The organism is Pseudomonas sp. SED1 (genome assembly GCF_034044025.1).
Classification (GTDB): Bacteria; Pseudomonadota; Gammaproteobacteria; order Pseudomonadales; family Pseudomonadaceae; genus Aquipseudomonas.
The window spans coordinates 82181-101450 of record NZ_JAXCIS010000068.1; the positions used below are offsets into that span (position 1 = coordinate 82181).

The 19270-nt window shown below is 61.6% G+C and carries 20 protein-coding genes and 1 pseudogene; 9 read left to right on the top strand and 12 right to left on the bottom strand.

Translation table 11 applies throughout. The annotated features are described in order from the left end of the window. Positions 1-183: 183 nt before the first annotated feature. Positions 184-1323 (top strand): annotated as a pseudogene (locus SNL23_RS31510) (PDC sensor domain-containing protein); the annotation flags it as partial. 102 nt (positions 1324-1425) lie between these two features. Beyond that, entirely contained in the window at positions 1426-2181 is a 756-nt protein-coding gene (locus SNL23_RS31515) for a methyl-accepting chemotaxis protein (protein ID WP_371132077.1), read from the top strand. A 181-nt stretch (positions 2182-2362) separates the two neighbouring features. On the opposite strand, the gene SNL23_RS10675 is transcribed toward SNL23_RS31515, so the two are convergent. Further along, positions 2363-2926, bottom strand: a complete 564-nt coding sequence (locus SNL23_RS10675; RefSeq protein ID WP_318302218.1) for an NAD(P)H nitroreductase — start codon at positions 2924-2926, stop codon at positions 2363-2365. Between the two features lie 139 nt (positions 2927-3065). Between SNL23_RS10675 and SNL23_RS10680 the strand changes: the two genes are divergently transcribed. Genes SNL23_RS10680 through SNL23_RS10690 form a run of 3 tightly spaced genes read left to right on the top strand, consistent with a single transcriptional unit; the run spans position 3066 to position 6689 of the window. Further along, positions 3066-4493: a di-heme oxidoreductase family protein gene (locus SNL23_RS10680; RefSeq protein WP_318302219.1), complete on the top strand. Its 1428-nt coding sequence runs from the start codon at positions 3066-3068 to the stop codon at positions 4491-4493. 31 nt (positions 4494-4524) lie between these two features. Beyond that, positions 4525-5589 (top strand): imelysin family protein, encoded by a 1065-nt coding sequence (locus SNL23_RS10685; RefSeq protein WP_318302220.1) that lies wholly within the window; start codon positions 4525-4527, stop codon positions 5587-5589. 2 nt (positions 5590-5591) lie between these two features. Next, a complete protein-coding gene (locus SNL23_RS10690) occupies positions 5592-6689 on the top strand; it encodes a DUF1513 domain-containing protein (protein WP_318302227.1) in 1098 nt (365 codons plus the stop codon). Positions 6690-6740: 51 nt separating this feature from the next. Here SNL23_RS10690 and SNL23_RS10695 read toward each other — a convergent pair whose 3' ends face one another. Beyond that, positions 6741-7523, bottom strand: coding sequence for a class I SAM-dependent methyltransferase (locus tag SNL23_RS10695; RefSeq protein WP_167664446.1), 783 nt, complete (start codon positions 7521-7523; stop codon positions 6741-6743). Positions 7524-7619: 96 nt separating this feature from the next. On the opposite strand from SNL23_RS10695, the gene SNL23_RS10700 reads away from it, so the two are divergent. Further along, positions 7620-8240 (top strand): energy transducer TonB, encoded by a 621-nt coding sequence (locus SNL23_RS10700; protein ID WP_318302221.1) that lies wholly within the window; start codon positions 7620-7622, stop codon positions 8238-8240. A gap of 3 nt (positions 8241-8243) precedes the next feature. Here the strand turns inward: SNL23_RS10700 and SNL23_RS10705 are convergent, their stop codons facing one another. The 7 genes from SNL23_RS10705 to ppc form a co-directional block, all read right to left on the bottom strand. After that, positions 8244-8942 (bottom strand): extensin-like domain-containing protein, encoded by a 699-nt coding sequence (locus SNL23_RS10705; protein WP_318302222.1) that lies wholly within the window; start codon positions 8940-8942, stop codon positions 8244-8246. A gap of 6 nt (positions 8943-8948) precedes the next feature. Beyond that, positions 8949-9776, bottom strand: coding sequence for an isocitrate lyase/PEP mutase family protein (locus SNL23_RS10710; protein WP_076017473.1), 828 nt, complete (start codon positions 9774-9776; stop codon positions 8949-8951). Positions 9777-9803: 27 nt separating this feature from the next. Continuing rightward, positions 9804-10664 carry a DUF72 domain-containing protein gene (locus SNL23_RS10715; protein WP_076017474.1) on the bottom strand — a complete coding sequence of 287 codons (861 nt, stop codon included), beginning with the start codon at positions 10662-10664 and terminating at the stop codon, positions 9804-9806. Continuing rightward, positions 10664-10975, bottom strand: coding sequence for a hypothetical protein (locus SNL23_RS10720; RefSeq protein WP_167664449.1), 312 nt, complete (start codon positions 10973-10975; stop codon positions 10664-10666). The genes SNL23_RS10715 and SNL23_RS10720 overlap by 1 nt, the downstream gene beginning before the upstream one ends. 160 nt (positions 10976-11135) lie before the next feature. After that, entirely contained in the window at positions 11136-11822 is a 687-nt protein-coding gene (gene tsaB, locus SNL23_RS10725) for a tRNA (adenosine(37)-N6)-threonylcarbamoyltransferase complex dimerization subunit type 1 TsaB (RefSeq protein WP_318302223.1), read from the bottom strand. Between the two features lie 89 nt (positions 11823-11911). Further along, positions 11912-12559, bottom strand: coding sequence for an adenylate kinase (gene adk, locus SNL23_RS10730; RefSeq protein ID WP_076017477.1), 648 nt, complete (start codon positions 12557-12559; stop codon positions 11912-11914). 268 nt (positions 12560-12827) lie between these two features. After that, positions 12828-15473, bottom strand: coding sequence for a phosphoenolpyruvate carboxylase (gene ppc / locus SNL23_RS10735; RefSeq protein ID WP_076017478.1), 2646 nt, complete (start codon positions 15471-15473; stop codon positions 12828-12830). A gap of 187 nt (positions 15474-15660) precedes the next feature. On the opposite strand from ppc, the gene SNL23_RS10740 reads away from it, so the two are divergent. The 3 genes from SNL23_RS10740 to SNL23_RS10750 all read left to right on the top strand — a co-directional run bounded on the left by SNL23_RS10740 (position 15661) and on the right by SNL23_RS10750 (position 17561). After that, positions 15661-16005, top strand: a complete 345-nt coding sequence (locus SNL23_RS10740) for a pilin assembly protein (RefSeq protein ID WP_318302224.1) — start codon at positions 15661-15663, stop codon at positions 16003-16005. A gap of 301 nt (positions 16006-16306) precedes the next feature. Next, positions 16307-16720: a DUF4398 domain-containing protein gene (locus tag SNL23_RS10745; protein WP_173860415.1), complete on the top strand. Its 414-nt coding sequence runs from the start codon at positions 16307-16309 to the stop codon at positions 16718-16720. 55 nt (positions 16721-16775) lie between these two features. After that, a complete protein-coding gene (locus tag SNL23_RS10750) occupies positions 16776-17561 on the top strand; it encodes an OmpA family protein (RefSeq protein ID WP_076017480.1) in 786 nt (261 codons plus the stop codon). Positions 17562-17657: 96 nt separating this feature from the next. Here SNL23_RS10750 and SNL23_RS10755 read toward each other — a convergent pair whose 3' ends face one another. The 3 genes from SNL23_RS10755 to SNL23_RS10765 form a co-directional block, all read right to left on the bottom strand. Beyond that, positions 17658-17909: a hypothetical protein gene (locus SNL23_RS10755; RefSeq protein ID WP_076017481.1), complete on the bottom strand. Its 252-nt coding sequence runs from the start codon at positions 17907-17909 to the stop codon at positions 17658-17660. 102 nt (positions 17910-18011) lie between these two features. Next, on the bottom strand, positions 18012-18338 hold the full coding sequence (locus SNL23_RS10760) for a hypothetical protein (protein WP_318302225.1): 327 nt from the start codon (positions 18336-18338) through the stop codon (positions 18012-18014). Beyond that, entirely contained in the window at positions 18335-19240 is a 906-nt protein-coding gene (locus SNL23_RS10765) for an alpha/beta hydrolase (protein WP_318302228.1), read from the bottom strand. Before SNL23_RS10765 ends, SNL23_RS10760 begins: the two co-directional genes overlap by 4 nt. Positions 19241-19270 lie beyond the last annotated feature (30 nt).

Sequence of the window (19270 nt, forward strand, 5' to 3'; positions counted from 1 at the left end):
GCCTGAGCTTGCATACTAATAAGTCCATTCGCGGGTAAAACTATGTTCGACACCCTCTCCATACGTTTGAAAATCGTGCTGCTGTCCGGGCTCTGCCTGCTGGGGGTGATCGCGTTGGTGGTCAGCATGAACCTGTACCAGACCAATCAGAACGACGAACTGATCAGCAATTCAAGCTCGCGAATGCTCACCGACAGCGTGCAGAACCTGCTGCAGGCCAAGGCTGCCGAACAAGCCTCGCAACTGCAAAAAACCTTCGGTGAAAGCCTGTTGGTGGTCACGGCCCTCGCCGACCAGATCAAGGACCTGCGCACCCTGGCCGGCAAGCGCTCGCTGGACGCCGCAGCGTTGCGTGAAGAGCTCAACCACAGCCTGAAAACCGCCTTCGACCGCAACAGCAAGGTGCTCGGTATCTGGCTGTCGTTCGAGCCCAACGCCCTCGACGGCAAGGACAGCGAATTCGTCAACGACGCCGCCCGTGTGTCCAACGAAAAAGGCCGTTTTTCCAGCTACTGGAGCCGCGCCGGCGGTGAAGGCCTGAACACGGTGATGGTCGAGGACGACCTGACCAAGACCACCCTCAACCTCAGCGGTACGCCTTACAACATCTGGTACACCTGCCCGCGGGACACCAAAAACACCTGCCTGCTGGACCCGTATGAAGACACCGTGGCCGGCAAACCGGTGTTGATGACCACCATTTCCCTACCCCTGCTGGTCGACGGCAAGGTGATCGGCGTAGTGGGGATCGACCTCGCCCTCAACGCCCTTCAAGCGGCCACCGATGCGGCACAAAAAGAGCTGTTCAATGGTGCAGGGATTCTCGAAATACTGTCCGGTAACGGCCTGATTGCCGGTTACAGCGGCGAGCCGGCCAAGGTCGGCAAAAACCTGGTGGACACCCTCGGCGCCGAAGGCAAAGAGATCGTGCAACTGTTGGCCAGCGATACCCGCAAGATCCGCGAGGAAGATGGCACCATCCGCGCCGTGTACCCGGTGAAGCCGATTGCCGACGCCAAATCCTGGGGGGTGGTGATCAAGCTGCCTAAACAAGTGCTTCTGGCAGACTCATTGAAACTCCAGGCCGTGCTCGACAAGGCCCAGGCCAGTGGCACCGTCAAGGCGCTGCTGGTGGGCGCAGCCGCCGGCCTGCTGGGCTTGTTGCTGATCTGGCTGACGGCCACCGGCGTGACCCGGCCGATCAACAGCGTGGCCGCCATGCTCAAGGAAATCGCCAGCGGCGACGGTGACCTCACCCAACGCCTGGCCTACGCTAAAAAGGATGAACTGGGGGAACTGGTGAACTGGTTCAACCGCTTCCTCGACAAGCTGCAGCCGACCATCGCGCAGATCAAGCAAAGCATCACCGAAGCCCGTGGCACCGCCGACCAGTCTTCGGCAATCGCGCGCCAGACCAGTGAAGGCATGCAGGTGCAGTTCCGTGAGATCGACCAGGTGGCCACGGCCTCGAATGAAATGAGCGCCACCGCCCACGACGTGGCCAACAGCGCCTCCAACGCCGCCAGCGCTGCCCGCGGTGCCGACCAGTCAGCCCGTGAAGGCATGCAGATCATTGAGCGCAGCACGCGCGACATCACCACCCTGGCCGAAGAAGTCAGCAAGGCCGTGACCGAAGTCGAAGCCCTGGCGGTGAACAGCGAACAGATCGGTTCGGTACTGGAAGTGATCCGCAGCATCGCCGAACAGACCAACCTGCTGGCCCTGAACGCTGCGATTGAAGCAGCACGGGCCGGGGAAAGCGGGCGAGGTTTTGCGGTGGTGGCCGACGAGGTGCGCAATCTGGCCAAGCGTACCCAGGATTCGGTGGAGGAGATTCGCCTGGTGATCGAACGCATCCAGACCGGCACCCGTGGGGTGGTGGCGACCATGCATTCGAGCCAGAGCCAGGCGCAGAACAATGCCGGGCAGATTCATCAGGCGGTGCAGGCCCTGGGCAAGATCAGCGACGCGGTGACGGTGATCAGCGACATGAACCTGCAAATCGCCAGCGCTGCCGAGCAGCAGAGTGCGGTGGCCGAAGAGGTCAACCGCAACGTCTCGGCGATCCGCACGGTGACCGAAACCCTGACCGGCCAGGCCACCGAGTCGGCAGCCATCAGCAGCCAACTCAATGCGTTGGCCAGCCAGCAGATGAAGCTGATGGATCAGTTTCGGGTTTGACCCGAGCTTGAAACCAGTGAGGTCTAAATGTGGGAGCGGGCTTGCTGTGGTGAGGGGGCTTGTCCCCCGTCGGGTTCACCACAGATTGATGGGGCTGCTTCGCAGCCCAACGCGGGGCAAGCCCGCTCACCACAGCAAGCCCGCTCCCACACAAGCCCGTCCACATTAGAGTTGCGGTGCCTTACTGACCCGTCCAGGCCGCCACAAACGGCGCCGGGTCTTCTTTCGGCGCGGTACGCGGCGGGTTTTGTGGCGTGCCCAGGTAGAGGAAGCCAATCACTTCCTCATCCCCGGTCAACCCCAGACCCTTGGCAACGTGTGCCGAGTACGACAACTCACCGGTGCGCCACACCGCGCCAATGCCCTGGGCATACGCCGCCAGCAGAATCCCGTGGGCCGCACAGGCCGCCGCCAGCCGTTGCTCGGATTTTGGCACTTTGAAATGTTCTTGCAGGCGGGCAATCACTACCACCACCAACGGCGCACGCAGCGGACCGTTCTGCGCCTTGTCGATCGCGGCCTGAGGCGCGTCGGCGTCTTGCAGGCGAGCGGCTTCGGCCAGCAGCGTGCCCATGCGCTCACGTGCCGCACCTTCCACTGTCAGGAAGCGCCATGGCCGCAGCTGGCCGTGGTCGGGGGCGCGCATGGCGGCGGCGAACAGCAGGTCGCGCTGCTCCTGGGTCGGTGCCGGGTCCAGCAGTCGCGGCACGGAAACACGGTTGAGCAAAGCGTCGAGAGCCTGCATTGGCCACCTCCAGAGAAAAATGTGCGGTCATTCTAGCGGGAATGAATCGGATATCACCAAACGATAATTGCTCTTATTCAATCCGCCCTGCCCTGTTAGACTTTGCGGCCTTGTTTTCAGCCTCCGTTCAGGAAACCTGATGTCTCGTTCGCCCCTTCGCCTGTCTGCACTGTTGATGGCCTTGAGCCTGAGTGCCTGCGATGACGCCCCGCGATTCACCAAAGCGGAGCCGGGCGAAGCGCGCGCGGGTGGCGCGACAACGGTGAGAAAAACCGACCAGAACGCCTTCTCGCTGCCCTCGGCCAACCTGTCCCCGACCCGGCGCCTGGACTTCAGCGTGGGCAACAGTTTCTTCCGCAGCCCCTGGGTGATTGCCCCGTCGACCACCACTGCCCGCGATGGGCTGGGGCCGCTGTTCAACACCAACGCCTGCCAGAACTGCCATATCAAGGATGGCCGTGGTCATCCGCCGCTGCCCGATGCAGCCAACGCGGTGTCGATGCTGGTGCGCCTGTCGATCCCCGATGCGCCGCCCTATGCGAAGGTCATCGAGCAACTGGGTGTCGTCCCCGAGCCGGTCTACGGCGGGCAATTGCAGGACATGGCCGTGCCCGGCGTCGCCCCGGAAGGCAAGGTGCGGGTCGACTACACACCGGTCAACGTCAGCTTCAAGGACGGTACCGTCGTCGAGTTGCGCAAGCCGGCGCTGCAAATCACCCAGCTGGGCTACGGCCCAATGCACCCCGACACGCGCTTCTCGGCCCGGGTCGCACCGCCGATGATCGGCCTGGGGCTGCTGGAAGCCATCCCCGACGCCGACATCCTGCGTAACACCGACCCGAAAACCGCCGACAAGGAAGCCATTGTCGGACGCGCGAATTGGGTCTGGGACGACGCGCAACACAAGACCGTGCTCGGTCGATTTGGCTGGAAAGCCGGGCAACCGAACCTCAATCAACAAAATGTTCACGCGTTCTCTGGTGATATGGGCCTCACCACGTCCCTGAGACCGTTCGATGACTGCACCGATGCACAAGTCGCCTGCAAACAGGCGCCCAACGGCAATGGGCCGGACGGCGAGCCTGAGGTCAGCGACAACATCCTGCGCCTGGTGCTGTTCTACACCCGCAACCTGGCCGTCCCCGCCCGACGCGACGTCAACGCGCCGCAGGTGCTGGCCGGGAAAAACCTGTTCTACCAGGCTGGCTGCCAGGGCTGTCACACCCCGCAATTCACCACGGCGCCAACGGCTGCCGAACCTGAATTGGCCAACCAGGTGATTCGCCCCTACAGCGACTTGCTGCTGCACGACATGGGCGACGGCCTGGCCGACAACCGTACCGAATTCAAGGCCAGTGGCCGCGACTGGCGCACCCCGCCGTTGTGGGGCATTGGCCTGACGCAAGCCGTCAGTGGCCACACCCAGTTTTTGCATGACGGCCGCGCCCGCAACCTGATGGAGGCCGTGCTGTGGCACGGCGGTGAAGCCCAGGCGGCGCAGCAGCATGTGCTGTCTTTTAATGCCGAACAGCGCGCAGCGTTGCTGGCATTCCTGAATTCTTTATAAGCTTTGTCCTAATTACAGAAGGGAGCTCGACATGTTCCGTCCCAAGTTGTTGTTCACCAGCCTGGCCGCCCTCGCCCTCGGTGCATGCTCGCCGCAGGATCCGCAAGCGGTGACCTCGGCAGCCATCGCCAAGCAAGTGATCCTGCCGACCTACAGCCGCTGGGTTGAAGCCGACCGCCAACTGGCCGTCAGTGCCCTGGCCTACTGCCAGGGCAAGGAAAGCCTGGAGACCGCCCGTGCTGACTTCCTGCACGCACAAAAAGCCTGGGCCGAGCTGCAACCGCTGCTGATCGGCCCGCTGGCCGAGGGCAACCGCTCGTGGCAGGTGCAGTTCTGGCCGGACAAGAAAAACCTGGTGGGCCGTCAGGTCGAGCAACTGGTGACTGCCCAGCCGCAGATCGATGCCGCCGCACTGGCCAAATCCAGCGTTGTGGTGCAGGGCCTGTCGGCCTACGAATACATCCTCTACGACGCCAAGACCGACTTGGCGGACGAGACGCAAAAAGCCCGCTACTGCCCGTTGCTGGTAGCCATCGGCGAACGCCAGAAACTGCTCGCCGAAGAAATCCTGTCGAGCTGGAACAGCACCGACGGCATGCTGGCGCAGATGACCAACTTTCCTAACCAGCGCTACGCCGATTCCCACGAAGCCATCGCTGATCTGCTGCGGGTACAAGTCACCGCGCTGGACACCCTGAAGAAAAAACTCGGCACCCCGATGGGCCGCCAGACCAAGGGCATCCCGCAGCCGTTCCAGGCAGATGCGTGGCGCAGCCAGTCGTCCCTGCAAAGCCTGGAGGCCAGCCTGGCTGCCGCCCAGACCGTATGGGTCGGCGTCGACAACAAAGGCCTGCGCGGCCTGTTGCCTGCCGATCAAAAGCCGTTGGCTGACAAGATTGACGCCGCGTATGCCGCGTCCCTGAAACTGTTCGCCAGCAACCAGCGCTCGCTGAACGAACTGCTGGGCGACGATGCCGGGCGCCAGCAACTCAACGACATCTACGACAGCCTCAACGTGGTCCACCGCCTGCACGAAGGCGAACTGGCCAAGGCGCTGGGTATCCAACTGGGCTTTAACGCCAACGACGGTGACTGATGATGCTCAGGCGACAGGCTTTGGCCCTCGGCAGCGTGCTGCTCAGCGCAATTACCCTGGGTGGCTGGACGCTGTTCAAGCAGAAGGGCAAAAGCCCGCTGCTGCTCTCGGCGCGCGATGACAGTGATGGCAAGCACTACGCCGTCGGCTTCCACCTGGACGGCAAGCAAGTGTTTGCGACCCAGGTTGGCCAGCGCTGCCACGACATCATCAACCACCCGACGCTGCCGATTGCGCTGTTTGTCGCCCGCCGGCCGGGCACCGAGAGCTATCTGATCGACTTGCGTGACGGGGCGCTGCTGCAGACCATTACGTCCAACGCCAATCGCCACTTTTATGGACATGCGGTGGTGCACAAGGATGGCGAGTGGTTGTATGCCACGGAAAACGACACGTCCGATCCGGGCCGTGGCTTGCTTGGGGTGTATCGGTTCGAGGGTGAGCGGTTGGTGCACACCGGGGAGATTTCTACCCATGGGATCGGGCCGCATCAGGTGTCGTGGATGCCTGACGGTGAGACGCTGGTGGTGGCTAACGGCGGGATTCGTACCGAGGCGGAGAGCCGGGTGGAGATGAACCTGAATGCCATGGAGCCGAGCCTGGTCCTGATGCAACGCGACGGTACGCTGTTGAGCAAGGAAACCCTGAGCCAGCAGATGAACAGTGTGCGGCATATGGGGATTGCCAGCGACGGTACGATCCTCGCGGGGCAGCAGTTCATGGGGGCGTCTCATGAGCGGTCGGAGTTGCTGGCGATCAAGCGTCCGGGGCAGCCGTTTGTGGCGTTTCCGGTGGCGGATGAGCAGTTGCAGGCCATGGGGCATTACACGGCCAGCGTTGCGGTGCACAGTGAGTTGCGGCTGGTGGCGCTGACGGCGCCTCGGGGCAATCGGTTCTTTATCTGGAACATGGACAGCGCGCAGTTGCTGCTGGACGGGCCGTTGCCGGATTGTGCCGGGGTGGGTGCGGTGGCTGACGGGTTTGTAGTGACTTCCGGGCAGGGGCGTTGCCGGTTTTATGATTGTCGGCAGGTGCCGTTGGTGGCTAAACCGCTGGAGTTGCCGGCGGGGCTTTGGGATAACCATCTGCATCTGGTTTGATCGGGGGCATATCCGTTATCCAGGTAACGGATATACACACCCATACCCGCCTCAGGACTTCAGCGCCTTCTTCGGATAAATGTCATACCGGCTGGACTTCCCATCCAACGCATGACTCGGCTTCGGACCATCAATACACGGCGCCTTACGCGGCCGCTTAACCACCACCCGATGGCTGGCCAAGGCCAACGCAGCAGCGAGCAACGCCGGCGCGTCCGGATCATCCCCCACCAAGGGCCGAAACAACCGCATCTCCTTCTTCACCAGCGCGGTCTTCTCCCGATGAGGAAACATCGGATCCAGGTAAATCACCTGAGGCGGCTCCCCCTCCCAACTGCGCATCACCTCAATCGAATTGCCCTTGAGCAACCTCATGCGCGCCACAATCGGCGCCACCTCAAAATCCTCAGCCCCGCGCGCCAGACCATCCTCCAGCAACGCCCCAATCAACGGCTGCCGCTCGATCAGGCTCATCTCGCACCCCAGGCTAGCCAGTACGAAAGCATCCTTGCCCAACCCCGCCGTAGCGTCCAGCACCCGCGGCCGCACACCCTGCGCCACGCCCACCGCCTTGGCAATCATCTGCCCGCTGCCACCACCGTACAAACGCCGGTGCGCCGCACCACCTTCCACAAAATCCACCCGCACCGGCCCAGGCGCATCAGGCCCCAGTTGTTGCAACTGCAGGCCCTGCTCGCTCACCTGCAAGGCAAAGTCCGCCTCATCCAGCTGCAAAGGCAACCCAAGCTGCTCGGCCCACTGCTGGGCACGGGCCTGAAAACCTTCGGCCAAGGCCTCGACCCGAATGCGGCTGGCCGCTGGTTGTTCGCTCATCGGTGACTACGCTCAAAAATATTAAGGATCGGCGAAAAGCGGCCGATAAAAAAAAGGATCAGGCATTTTGCCAGAGCTGAGCGACGATCGAGAGAAATGTCAGACATTCCTTCGCTATTTACCGGTGTACTGCCGACCCACAACCACTTCGGCCTGCGCAATACCCAAGCGCTGGCCGGGGTCAGTCATGTGTGGCAGGACTTCTTCGCCCAGGCGTTGGCCGAACAGCTCGGCGACACGCCGGGCGCGCTCGCCAAGTCCGTGGCAACGCCGGTAGATCCGTCGGTTGAACCGAGCGAAGGCAGTGACCTGCTGTCGCAGATCGTCACCCAACGCGCGTGTGACGTGAAAGAGACCGAGATCGCCCCGCCCGAGCCGCTGTTCCTGCCCATCGCCGAATTCGAACTGGAATTGCTGCCACCGTCCCCGCCACCGTACCCAGCGGAAGAAGTGGTCGCCCAGCAAAAACAGCAGAACTTCGAAAGCGGTTGGGTGCGCCCTATCGTCCTGACCGCCGGCCACCCGCTGCCCCTGCCTGGCCCGGCGCCTCAGCCACGCCCACTGCATTTGCCGATTGCCGAATTCGAACTGGACCTGCTGCCACCGCCACCGCCGCCATTCCCGACAGAAGAGCTGGTTGAGCAACAAAAAGCCCTGGACTTCGACAGCCGCTGGGCTCGCCCACTGATTATCCACAACCTGCGCCTCGCGGCCTGATTCTCAGCGACACACCCACCAACGCCCCATGTCGAGATGAAAGTGGTTTCGGTGGGCGGCGTTGTAATCCGGGCTCAACACCACGTTGAAATCCTTGCAGGCGCCATCGCGCACTTGCCGCAGAAACCTCGCGCCCTCGCCGCCGCCCGGCCAATCCTTGAGCACATTGATGGTGCGCCCGTCCGCCAGGCGAAAGCCGGCGATATCCAAAGCATTCGCCGACGCGTGCTGGCTGAGGCGCCCATCGGCCCGGTTGTAGATATTGCGACAGGCAAAGCTGCCGAGGTGATCGACCCGTGTCACCGCCTGGCCAAACACCGCCTCCGCCGCCGGTTGCAAGCTGTGGCGCTCGAACAGGGCGAACGCCACGGCCAGCGGGCAACTGGCGAGAAAGCTGCTGCTCAGACCGACCTCCGCCCCCTGGACGCGCAAGGTATTGCGCAGCGGGCAGGCGGCATCGGCAGGGCTGTCTGCCTGATGGGTGACCCGCAGCCCGGAGGTTTTCAGCACCTGGTCACACAGCGCAGGGTCATCCTGCAAACGCCCAAGCTTGAATCGGGTCAACAGGTTCGGGCTTGCGCGCACGTCCAACGGTGCCCACGGGTTCCAGTCATCGGGCAGCGGCACCCAGCCCCGCCACACGCCGACCAGCAGACCGCCCGCCAACACGAGCAACACACCCAGCACTTTGAAGAAGCGCACGCTCCCTCAACCCTTGAACAGTTGATTGGCCTGGCTGAACGGCATCGAGCGTTCGGTAAAGGTAAACGTGCCCAGTTCATGAACCTCCCGGGCCGCCCTGAAGAACTCTCCATAAGCCGCCAGGGCCATGGCCGAACCCACGCTGATGCGCTTGACGCCCAGCTCGCTCAACTGCGCCACGCTGAGTTTCAGGGCGCCTGACATCAAGATATTCACGGGCTTTGGCGCGACCGCCTTCACCACGGCCAACACTTCCTCGGCACTGCGCAGGGCCGGTGCATACAGCACGTCGGCACCGGCTTCGGCGTAGGCCTGGAGGCGGCGGATGGTGTCGGGCAAATCCAGCCGGCCATGCAGGAGGTTTTCTGCACGGGCGGTCAGCGTGAAGGGGAACGGCAGGCTGCGGGCGGCAGCGACCGCCGCTTCGACACGTTCGACGGACAAATCAAAAGGATAGATCGGGTCGACGGCAATCCCGGTGGCGTCTTCGATGGAGCCACCGACAATGCCGGTAGCTGCGGCGCGCAGGATGGTCTCGGCGCAACCTTGGGGCGTGTCGCTGAAGCCGTTTTCCAGGTCGGCGGCAACGGGCAGCGAGGTGGCCTGGACGATCGCCCCGGCATTGCCCAAGGTGTCTTCCAGGGACAACGCACCTTCGGCATCCGGGCGGCCGAGGCTGAAGGCGAAGCCGGCGCTGGTGGTGGCCAGGGCTTCGAAACCCAGGCTGGCGAGCATTTTTGCGGAACCGGCATCCCACGGATTGGGCATCACGAAGGCACGGTCACGCTCATGCAGGGCCTTGAAGGTTTCGGCGCGGAGGGTTTGGGCATCCATGACTGACTCCTGTCGGGAAAAGGAGCCTTAGAGTAACCCCAGTTGCTCCGCTTCGGGTTCTCGATGAATCTGCGGCAAGGCCGGCAAGCCGGGCAAACGCACCATCAGCTTTTCATGAAAGCGCAGGGCCAGTTGGGCGGCCAGGCGATTGTCAGAGGTGTGGAGAAAGACATAGGGCGTGCGACCCTCTTCGATCCAGCCGGCGACCTTTTCAACCCAGGGCACCAGGAACGGGTCATTGGCTTCCAGCTCCGGATGGCCAATAAAGCGCACTTGCGGAAACTGCGTCAGCGCCGCCGGGCGAGGTGGCACCTTGGGCTTTTTCGATTGGGCGTGCAGCACGGCTGCCGAGGTGGACGTGCAACTGAACAACGCACGCGGGTCCAGGCAGATGCGCTCGACACCCCGGTCGCGCAGCAAGCGGTTGAGACTGCGCTCGGCGTCGCCCTTGGCAAAGAACTCCGAGTGACGCACTTCCACCGCCAACGGTCGCTCCAACCCATCGATAAACCCGGCTAACTCACCCAGGCGCTGCGGGGTAAAACTGGCCGGCAGTTGCAGCCACAATGGCGAAATGCGCTCGCCCAACGGGCTCATCAACCCAAGAAAACTTTCCGCCGCAGGCAACTGCTCAATCAGGTTGCCACTGTGGCTGATATCACCCGGAAACTTGGCGGTGAAGCGAAAATGTTCGGGCATGATTTCAGCCCAGCGCTGCACGGTAGCGACGGAGGGGCGGGCATAGAACGTGGTGTTGCCCTCAACAGCGTTGAAGACGTGGGAATACAGGGCGAGGTAATCGCTGGAACGGGCGTCGGCGGGATACAGGTATTCGCGCCAGGCGTTTTCACTCCAGGACGGACAACCGAGGTAGTAAGGCAACAGCATCAGATGTGGATATCGAGGCCCAGCACTTCCATATCCCATTCGACAAAGCCGGCGGTGGTCAGGTAGCTGGCCAGGGCATTGGCGACGTTTTTGCTCATGGAGCGCGGGAAGACCATGTCTTGCTGGCGGGCGGGTACGCCGCTGATGCGTTCGCCGTTGGAGCCATGGGAACGAGCAGAAACAGCAGTTGAGTCAGACTGGATTTCAACAAAGTCGGGCGAGTCTTCGACGGAGTCGTCTACCGTCACGTTCGCCTTGCGAGGCTTACGCTTGAGGGGGTAGGACTGTGATGAAAAGCCGTCTATGCGCATACATGCGAACTCGGTATCGGTGATGGCATTTTAGTGGCGCTTTCCATGGCGCGCAAATGCTCTGGTGATAACTAGAACACATAATTGGTAAAAGGTTTAAAAGCGCGGGCAAATTCTGACGATTGGCGATTTTTGCCTGAAATTGCCCGCCTTTTTGACGTCAAATAATTCCGCGTTCAGCCTTGGTTTGCGCCACTTTATCCCGCAGGTACACAGGCGCTGCCTGGTCGGCCGCAATTGCCTCGCCCCGCTCCCAGGCAAAGCGTGCCAAGGCCAGCAGGTCTTCGGCATGGGGCAACATTGCGGCATCCTGGCCCGCAAGCGTCACGCCAATGCGCTCGCCGTAGCCCCAGCCGGTGCCGGCACCGAACCAGTCGCCGCTGGCATCAGCCGGCAAGGCCGCCGTTTCAGGCGGCAACACGGCTTCAGCACCCACCAGGCGCATCTCGCCAGCGGTTTCGCGGTAGCAACCCCAATACACTTCGTCCATGCGCGCATCAATGGCCGCCGCAACCTGGCTGGCGCCGTGTTCGCGAAACGCCCGCTGCGCCAGCACCGCCAGGTTGGACACCGGCAACACCGGACGCTCGAGAGCAAATGCCAATCCCTGGACCACGCCAATAGCGATGCGCACACCGGTAAACGCACCCGGGCCACGGCCGAACGCGATGGCGTCCACCGCCGATAAGGTGGTGCCCGCGTCCAGCAACAGTTGCTTGATCATCGGCAACAGCTTCTGCGCGTGCAGGCGCGGGATCACCTCGTAGTGGCTCGTGACCTTGCCATCATGCAGCAGGGCAACGGAGCAAGCTTCAGTCGCGGTGTCCAGGGCCAGCAAGGTGCTCATCGGTGTATGCATCCACGTTGAAAAAAAGTGCGTCAGTATAAACAACAACGGCCCGCAAGCGGGCCGTTGTCAATCAAGCGGATGAACGATCAGCTCAGCGCTTGCAGTACTTTGCCAGTGATGGCTTCAACCGAACCCACACCTTCGATGTGGCTGTACTTCGGCTTGCCCTGGGCGGCCGAAAGTTTCTGGTAGAAGTCCACCAGCGGCTTGGTCTGGGAATGATAGACCGACAGACGATGGCGCACGGTTTCTTCAGTATCGTCTTTACGCTGCACCAGGTCGTCGCCGGTGACATCATCCTTGCCAGCCACTTTCGGCGGGTTGTAGACGATGTGGTAAACGCGGCCCGAGGCTTCGTGAACACGACGACCGGCAATACGCTGCACGATCTCTTCGTCTTCAACGGCGATTTCCACCACGTTGTCCAGCTCGACGCCGGCCTTCACCAGGGCTTCAGCCTGGGGAATGGTGCGCGGGAAACCGTCGAACAGGAAACCGTTCTTGCAGTCGTCCTGGCTGATGCGTTCCTTGACCAGGTTGATGATCAAGTCATCGGAGACCAGGCCGCCGCTGTCCATCACGCTCTTGGCGATCAGGCCCAGCTCGGTGCCAGCCTTGACGGCTGCGCGCAGCATGTCGCCGGTGGAAATTTGTGGAATGCCGAATTTTTCAGTGATGAACTTTGCCTGAGTACCTTTACCGGCCCCGGGAGCTCCCAGCAGAATGACGCGCATCGATGTGCTCCTCAATTTTTTATAAAGATGACGCTCGGATTCGCCGCATGGGGCCAATCTCGGAAATTTTGGGTCCAGGCCGCACAAACGGCCAAAGGCTGATCAAGATACACAGCAGGCCCAAACCACACAAGCCGCCGAAAGTAGGAGAAACCCGCGCCGCGCTGGCTTTATCGGCAGGTACAACCCGGACAGCAAAACGCCGGTCGACATTTTGACGGCGACCGGCGCGATGTATCTGCAAGCTATTGAGAACACGCCATAAATGTCAGCCGGTGTTGCGCAATCCGGCGGCAATACCGGCCACAGACACCAGCAGCGCCTGTTCCAGAGGGCTGTCCTGCGCCGCCTCCTGTTGCCGCGATCGGGCCAGTAACTCGGCCTGCAACAGGTGCAACGGGTCGAGGTAGGTGTTGCGCAGCCGGATGAACTCCAGGGTATCGGGGCTATGGGCCAGCAGCTGAGACTGGCCAGTCAGGCCAAGCACTACACTGCACGCCTGCGACAATAGGTCGCGTAAGTGCGCACCCAATGGCAGCAGATCAGGCTGTACCAGACGCTCGTCATACAGGCGGGCGATGTCGGCGTCGGCCTTGGCCAGCACCATTTCCAGCATATCGATGCGGGTGCGGAAGAACGGCCACTGCTCGCGCATCTGCCCCAGCAACTCACCTTCGCCGCGCTCAAGGGCCTTGCTCAAGGCCGCTTCCCAACCGAGCCAGGCCGGCAGCATCAGGCGGGTTTGGGTCCAGCCGAAAATCCACGGGATTGCCCGCAGGCTTTCAATACCGCCGGCTCGACGCTTGGCCGGGCGACTGCCCAAAGGCAAGCGGCCCAACTCCTGCTCCGGCGTGGACTGGCGGAAATACTCGACAAATTGCGGATTTTCCCGCACCACGGCGCGGTAAGCGCTGACACCGTCGGCGGCCAATTCGTCCATCAAGTGGCGCCAGGCCGGCTCCGGTGGTGGCGGTGGCAACAACGTCGCCTCCAGCACTGCCGCCAGGTACAGGTTGAGGTTTTGCTCGGCGATGTCCGGCAGGCCGAACTTGAAGCGGATCATCTCGCCTTGTTCGGTGGTGCGGAAACGCCCCGCGACCGAACCCGGTGGCTGCGACAGAATCGCCGCGTGCGCCGGGCCGCCGCCGCGGCCTACGGTGCCGCCGCGACCGTGGAACAGCAGCAGTTCGACTTGTTGTTCGCGGCAGATTTCCACCAACTGTTCCTGGGCCCGGTATTGCGCCCAGGCGGCGGCGGTAGTGCCCGCATCCTTGGCCGAATCCGAATAGCCGATCATCACTTCCTGCGGGCCCTGCAGACGGGCGCGATAGCCCGGCAACAGCAGCAGTTTCTCGATCACCGGGCCTGCGTTGTCCAGGTCAGCCAGGGTCTCGAACAACGGCACCACCCGCATCGGTCGTTGTACGCCGGACTCTTTGAGCAGCAGTTGCACAGCCAGCACATCCGACGCGGCGCCGGCCATGGAAATGACGTAGGAACCCAGCGAAGCGGCAGGTGCGGCGGCGATTTCCTTGCAGGTGTTCAGCACTTCGGCAGTGTCTGCCGAGGGTTTGAAGTAACCCGGCAACAAGGGGCGACGGTTGGCCAGTTCCTTCATCAGGAAACTGATGCGCGCCTCTTCGTCCCAATCCTCGTAACGGCCAAGGCCCAGGTAATCGGTGATTTCAGTCATGGCCGCGCAGTGGCGGGTCGAATCCTGACGAACGTCGAGGCGCACCAGGAACAGGCCAAACGTCACCGCCCGACGCAAGCAATCCAGCAGCGGGCCGTCGGCAATCACGCCCATGCCGCAGGTATGCAACGACTCGTAGCACAGCTCCAGCGGCTCGAGCAGCTCGCGGTTGTTTTGCAGCACATCGGCAGGCGCCGGCGTGGTGGTAGTCAACGAGGTGTGGGCCCATTGGCGTGTGGCGCGCAGGCGCTCACGCAGTTGCTTAAGCAACGCCCTATAAGGTTCGACGCTGTCGCCGACCTTGGCCTGCAATGCCGGGCTGGCTTGTTGCATCGACAGCTCGGAGGCCAGGTGATCGATATCGCGCAGGTACAGGTCAGCCGCCATCCAGCGTGCCAGCAGCAACACTTCACGGGTGACCGGCGCGGTGACGTTGGGGTTGCCGTCGCGGTCGCCGCCCATCCAGGAAGCGAAGCGAATCGGCGCGGCTTCCAGGGGCAGGCGCAAACCGGTCGCCGCATGCAAGGCATGATCAGCCTTGCGCAAATAATTCGGGATGGCGTGCCACAGCGAATGCTCGATCACCGCAAAGCCCCACTTGGCTTCGTCTACAGGCGTGGGCCGGGTGCGGCGGATTTCTTCGGTGTGCCAGGCTTCGGCGATCAGGCGTTGCAGGCGATTGCGGATCTGCGCGCGCTCGGCGGTGGTGAGGTCGCGGTGATCCTGCAGGGCCAATTGTGCGGCGATGGCATCGTATTTCTGGATCAGGGTGCGGCGGGCAACTTCGGTGGGGTGAGCGGTGAGCACCAGCTCGATTTCCAGCCGGCCCAACTGGCGCGCCAGGGATTCACTGCTGTGGCCTTCGCTCTGCAAGCGTGCCAGCAGTTCCGGCAGTACCCGTGACTCAAACGGCGCAGGCGTTGATTCATCACGGCGGTGGATCAACTGGTACTGCTCGGCGATGTTGGCCAGGTTGAGAAACTGGTTGAAGGCCCGCGCCACCGGCAGCAGTTCATCTTCTTTCAGTTGGTTGAGGCTGGCGCTCAGCTCTTCGCCAGCCGCCTGCTCCGAAGCCGCGCCACGGCGGTCGGCCTTGGCGCCTTTACGGATCTGCTCGATCTTGTCGAGGAATTCATCGCCGTACTGCTCTCGAATCGTGTTGCCCAACAGCTCACCCAGCAGGTGAACATCCTCACGCAAACGTGCATCGATATCGCTCATCAGCCAATCTCCAGCAGAAAATCCGGGACGCTTTGATCCTCAAGAGTGCCGCCCACGGCGAAGTCTTACAAGGAACTTTAAACCTTGTGAGTTGCAGCTAGTCTCAACAGTAAGCCGCAGCGTTATCCGCGCTGGCCGGCTGGTCACTCATCATCGCCCGCGTACCGTGGGCTCCATTGAGGTTGCCATGAAAATCCGAGAACTGGCCCAGCATTGGAAAGAAAACGCCAAGGGTCGCCTGACCAAAACCGAATACGCCATCCATCTGGACGTTGAAGCCGCTGCCAGGCTGGCGGCGATCTCCGAGATGTACCCCAAACGCCACACCGAAGAACTGCTCGGCGAGTTGATTGGCGCAGCCCTCGAAGAGCTGGAAGCGAGCTTTCCCTACATCAAGGGCAAGCAGGTGATTGCTACCGATGAGGAAGGCGATCCGCTGTACGAAGACGTTGGCCCAACCCCACGCTTTCTCACGCTGTCACGGCGCTATCTGCACGATCTGTCGGCTCAGTCCGACAAGCAGAAACACTAGTCAACCTCCGCTAAAAAAACCGAAACCTCCAGTATTCAGGGCCTCCGACGGGCCCTGAATACCCCTGCGTATTGCAAAAGTTCCAACTTTTAAACGCTGACCGTTCAGTCAGATATTTTTTTAGGCAAATCGCCATCTTCGCTGAACTATTCAAAAAAGCCTCCGGTCACAGCCAGTAAGCCATCACTTGGAACAGCCGTTTGAATAGGCGTCCCGAGCTTTACCGCCGGGCCCCCGCAGACACTGCAAGCCGGAGATGGATTTGATGTTTTTCAGGAGTTACCTAATGGAGTTGAAGACGATGAAGACCAGCACTGCCAAAACCTCGTTTAACCACCTGCGCGGGCTTAAATTGGCCGCGCTGGCAATCGGCACCAGCTTCGTACTGGCTGGCTGCGCCGGCAACCCACCGACCGAGCAATACGCTGTTACCCAATCTGCGGTGAACAGCGCCGTCAGCGCCGGTGGTACCGAGTACGCAGCCGTGGAAATGAAGTCGGCTCAGGACAAACTGAAGCAAGCTGAAATTGCCATGCACGACAAGAATTATGACGAAGCCCGTCGCCTGGCCGAACAAGCCGAGTGGGACGCACGCGTCGCAGAGCGCAAAGCCCAGGCTGCCAAGGCCGACCAAGCTGTGAAGGATTCCCAGAAAGCTGTTCAGGAGCTGCGTCAGGAAGGCATGCGTCCGGCTGTTATCAAGCCGCAGCAATAAGCCGCTACCTCTGATTGCATTGCACCCGAAACCGAATTGAAAGGACGACACGACTATGCGTAAACAATTGATGATCCCTGCCCTGCTGGCAATGAGCGTTGCTCTGGCGGCGTGCTCTACCCCGCCGAACGCGAACCTGGAAAACGCTCGCACCAACTTCTCGGCCCTGCAAGCCAACCCGCAAGCCACCAAAGTAGCGGCGCTGGAAACCAAAGACGCCAGCGAGTGGCTGGACAAGGCTGACAAGGCCTACCGCGACAAGGAAGACCAGAAGAAGGTCGATCAACTGGCCTACCTGACCAACCAGCGCGTTGAAGTGGCCAAGGACACCATCGTCCTGCGTGAGTCCGAAGCCAAGCTGAAAAACGCTGGCGACGAACGTGCCCGCGCCCTGCTGGAAGCCCGTGACGCGCAGATCAAGCAACTGCAAGACAGCTTGAACGCCAAGCAAACCGATCGCGGCACCCTGGTGACTTTTGGTGACGTGCTGTTCGCCACCAACAAGTCGGACCTGAAGTCGAGCGGCCTGGTGAACATCACCAAGCTGGCGCAGTTCCTGCGCGATAACCCGGACCGTAAAGTGATTGTCGAAGGCTACACCGACAGCACCGGTTCCGACTCGTACAACCAGAGCCTGTCGGAGCGCCGTGCCGCTTCCGTGCAGCGCGCACTGGCTAACCAGGGTGTGGATATCTCGCGCATCGTGACCCAGGGTTATGGCAAGGAATACCCGGTTGCCGACAACGGCAGCGTTTCGGGCCGTGCCATGAACCGCCGCGTTGAAGTGACCATCTCCAACGACAACCAGCCGGTCAAGCCACGTTCTTCGATGGCTAACTGATCGACTGATGCAACATAAAGAACCCCGCCAATTGGCGGGGTTCTTTGCTTATGGGCATAGACGGATCAGACCAATATCCTCACCGCCTATACACACTCAACCGAATTGAATCTGTCCGGCGTTGCCAGCCTGGCCCTGGCCTTGACCTTCACCACCTTGGCCTTGGCTGCTTTGTTGCTCGGCTTGCATCAGCAATTTCTTGAGCAGTTCCAAAAGATCCGCTCCCCCTGTCCCTTGCGAGCCACCGGCGCCTTGGTCTGCGCCTGCCTGGGGTGAACCTGCATCTTGAATACCCTGACTGCCAAAATTGCCAAAGCTTTGCGCAGAAGATGAATCGTTAACTTGCATACGGATAACTCCAGATTAGGTAACCGAATCAGCGACGCTGACCAGTCCGAAATCTGTGGTAATCAATCCAGAATAGTTCCAGCGTTTCTCAAGCGACCTGTCCTACTGCTCCAATTGCGGCGTTTCCTGACCCATGCAACGCACCGCCTGTTTCTTGCCGTTCACCAGGACGCCGGTCAGGCCTTTCTGTTCGGTATCAAACAGCACCAACACACCATCGACACACTGCGCTACCTGGGCGGCCGGGGTCAGGGAGATTTTGTAGTCCTCGCCCGGCACGGTCTTGAGCATGGTGAAGTCGCTGAGCAGCAATGCATCCTCAGGCTTGGCGAAGTGCAAATAGCCGTAGTACCACAGGCAGCCAACGGTGCCGATGATGGTGCCAATGCAGGTGAGGATCAGGGGGATCATGTTGCGTTCTTCGCTCATTGCGGGTTCTCTGCATTGGAATTCGGGGACGCCGGGTAATTGGGGATTTCCCCCAGGCGGCGCAGCCCGTTGAAATGCTGCGGGTCGTCGAGGTAGCGCAGCATCACGGTTTGCCAGGTCTTGTCGGCAAAGGTCTGCACGTGACCACCCCGGGTCAGTTGCAGCACCCTCGGTGGCGGCGCAGCTTGATACAGGCGGATGCCGTTGGACAGCGGCACGATCGGATCATCGAGGCTATGGAACAACAACTTCGGCACACCGGTCAGCCGGGGCATGGCGTTGATCGCACTGTCGGCGTCCGGTACCAGCCACGACAACGGTACCTGGAATGGCCATGTTAGCCAGGAGGTGCTGAGGGCGAATTGTCCTACGTCACGATAACTGGCCGGCACACCGTCCAGCACCAGCGCCTTGAGCTGGGGCTGGCGCTCGGGATGTTCCGCCAGGTAGTGCACCACCAGCGCACCGCCCAGGCTTTGGCCAAGCACGATCAGTGGCTGGCCCTGGGTTTCGGGGGCGTTGTCGATCCACTTGAAGGCGGCGTCGATGTCCTGGTAAACCGCTGGCAGCGAAGCTTCACCTTCGGACAGGCCGTAACCGCGATAGTCCAGCAGCAGCACTTGATAGCCCTGCTCCGGCAGCCACCAACTGCCGCCGAGGTGCCAGGCGAGGTTACCTCCGTTGCCGTGAAGGTGCAGCACCGTGCCCTTGAGCGGCACACCGGCCTTGGCCGGAAGCCACCAGGCGTGCAGCTTGACGCCATCGGCGGTGGTCAGTGTCACGTCACGGTATTGCAGGTGGGCCTTTTCCGGGGTGAACGGCAAGCCGCGCTCCGGGTAAAACAGCAGCGAGCTGCAGCCGTTCAGGGTCAGTAGCAGGCAAAGAATGCCGAGGATTCTCATCCGTTGAAGCCTCGTGAATGGGTTGTGACC

Bases quoted from the DNA above. Each gene is read 5' to 3' on its own strand.
- SNL23_RS10690 (WP_318302227.1), top strand. From the start codon at position 5,592: ATGCTCAGGCGACAGGCTTTGGCCCTCGGCAGCGTGCTGCTCAGCGCA.
- adk (WP_076017477.1), bottom strand. From the start codon at position 12,559: ATGCGCGTCATTCTGCTGGGAGCTCCCGGGGCCGGTAAAGGTACTCAG.
- SNL23_RS10765 (WP_318302228.1), bottom strand. From the start codon at position 19,240: ATGAGAATCCTCGGCATTCTTTGCCTGCTACTGACCCTGAACGGCTGC.
- SNL23_RS10750 (WP_076017480.1), top strand. From the start codon at position 16,776: ATGCGTAAACAATTGATGATCCCTGCCCTGCTGGCAATGAGCGTTGCT.
- SNL23_RS10755 (WP_076017481.1), bottom strand. From the start codon at position 17,909: ATGCAAGTTAACGATTCATCTTCTGCGCAAAGCTTTGGCAATTTTGGC.
- SNL23_RS10695 (WP_167664446.1), bottom strand. From the start codon at position 7,523: ATGAGCGAACAACCAGCGGCCAGCCGCATTCGGGTCGAGGCCTTGGCC.
- SNL23_RS10680 (WP_318302219.1), top strand. From the start codon at position 3,066: ATGTCTCGTTCGCCCCTTCGCCTGTCTGCACTGTTGATGGCCTTGAGC.
- SNL23_RS10720 (WP_167664449.1), bottom strand. From the start codon at position 10,975: ATGCGCATAGACGGCTTTTCATCACAGTCCTACCCCCTCAAGCGTAAG.
- SNL23_RS31515 (WP_371132077.1), top strand. From the start codon at position 1,426: ATGCAGGTGCAGTTCCGTGAGATCGACCAGGTGGCCACGGCCTCGAAT.
- SNL23_RS10685 (WP_318302220.1), top strand. From the start codon at position 4,525: ATGTTCCGTCCCAAGTTGTTGTTCACCAGCCTGGCCGCCCTCGCCCTC.
- SNL23_RS10715 (WP_076017474.1), bottom strand. From the start codon at position 10,664: ATGCTGTTGCCTTACTACCTCGGTTGTCCGTCCTGGAGTGAAAACGCC.
- SNL23_RS10760 (WP_318302225.1), bottom strand. From the start codon at position 18,338: ATGAGCGAAGAACGCAACATGATCCCCCTGATCCTCACCTGCATTGGC.
- ppc (WP_076017478.1), bottom strand. From the start codon at position 15,473: ATGAGCGATATCGATGCACGTTTGCGTGAGGATGTTCACCTGCTGGGT.
- SNL23_RS10745 (WP_173860415.1), top strand. From the start codon at position 16,307: ATGAAGACCAGCACTGCCAAAACCTCGTTTAACCACCTGCGCGGGCTT.
- SNL23_RS10740 (WP_318302224.1), top strand. From the start codon at position 15,661: ATGAAAATCCGAGAACTGGCCCAGCATTGGAAAGAAAACGCCAAGGGT.
- SNL23_RS10710 (WP_076017473.1), bottom strand. From the start codon at position 9,776: ATGGATGCCCAAACCCTCCGCGCCGAAACCTTCAAGGCCCTGCATGAG.
- tsaB (WP_318302223.1), bottom strand. From the start codon at position 11,822: ATGAGCACCTTGCTGGCCCTGGACACCGCGACTGAAGCTTGCTCCGTT.
- SNL23_RS10675 (WP_318302218.1), bottom strand. From the start codon at position 2,926: ATGCAGGCTCTCGACGCTTTGCTCAACCGTGTTTCCGTGCCGCGACTG.
- SNL23_RS10700 (WP_318302221.1), top strand. From the start codon at position 7,620: ATGTCAGACATTCCTTCGCTATTTACCGGTGTACTGCCGACCCACAAC.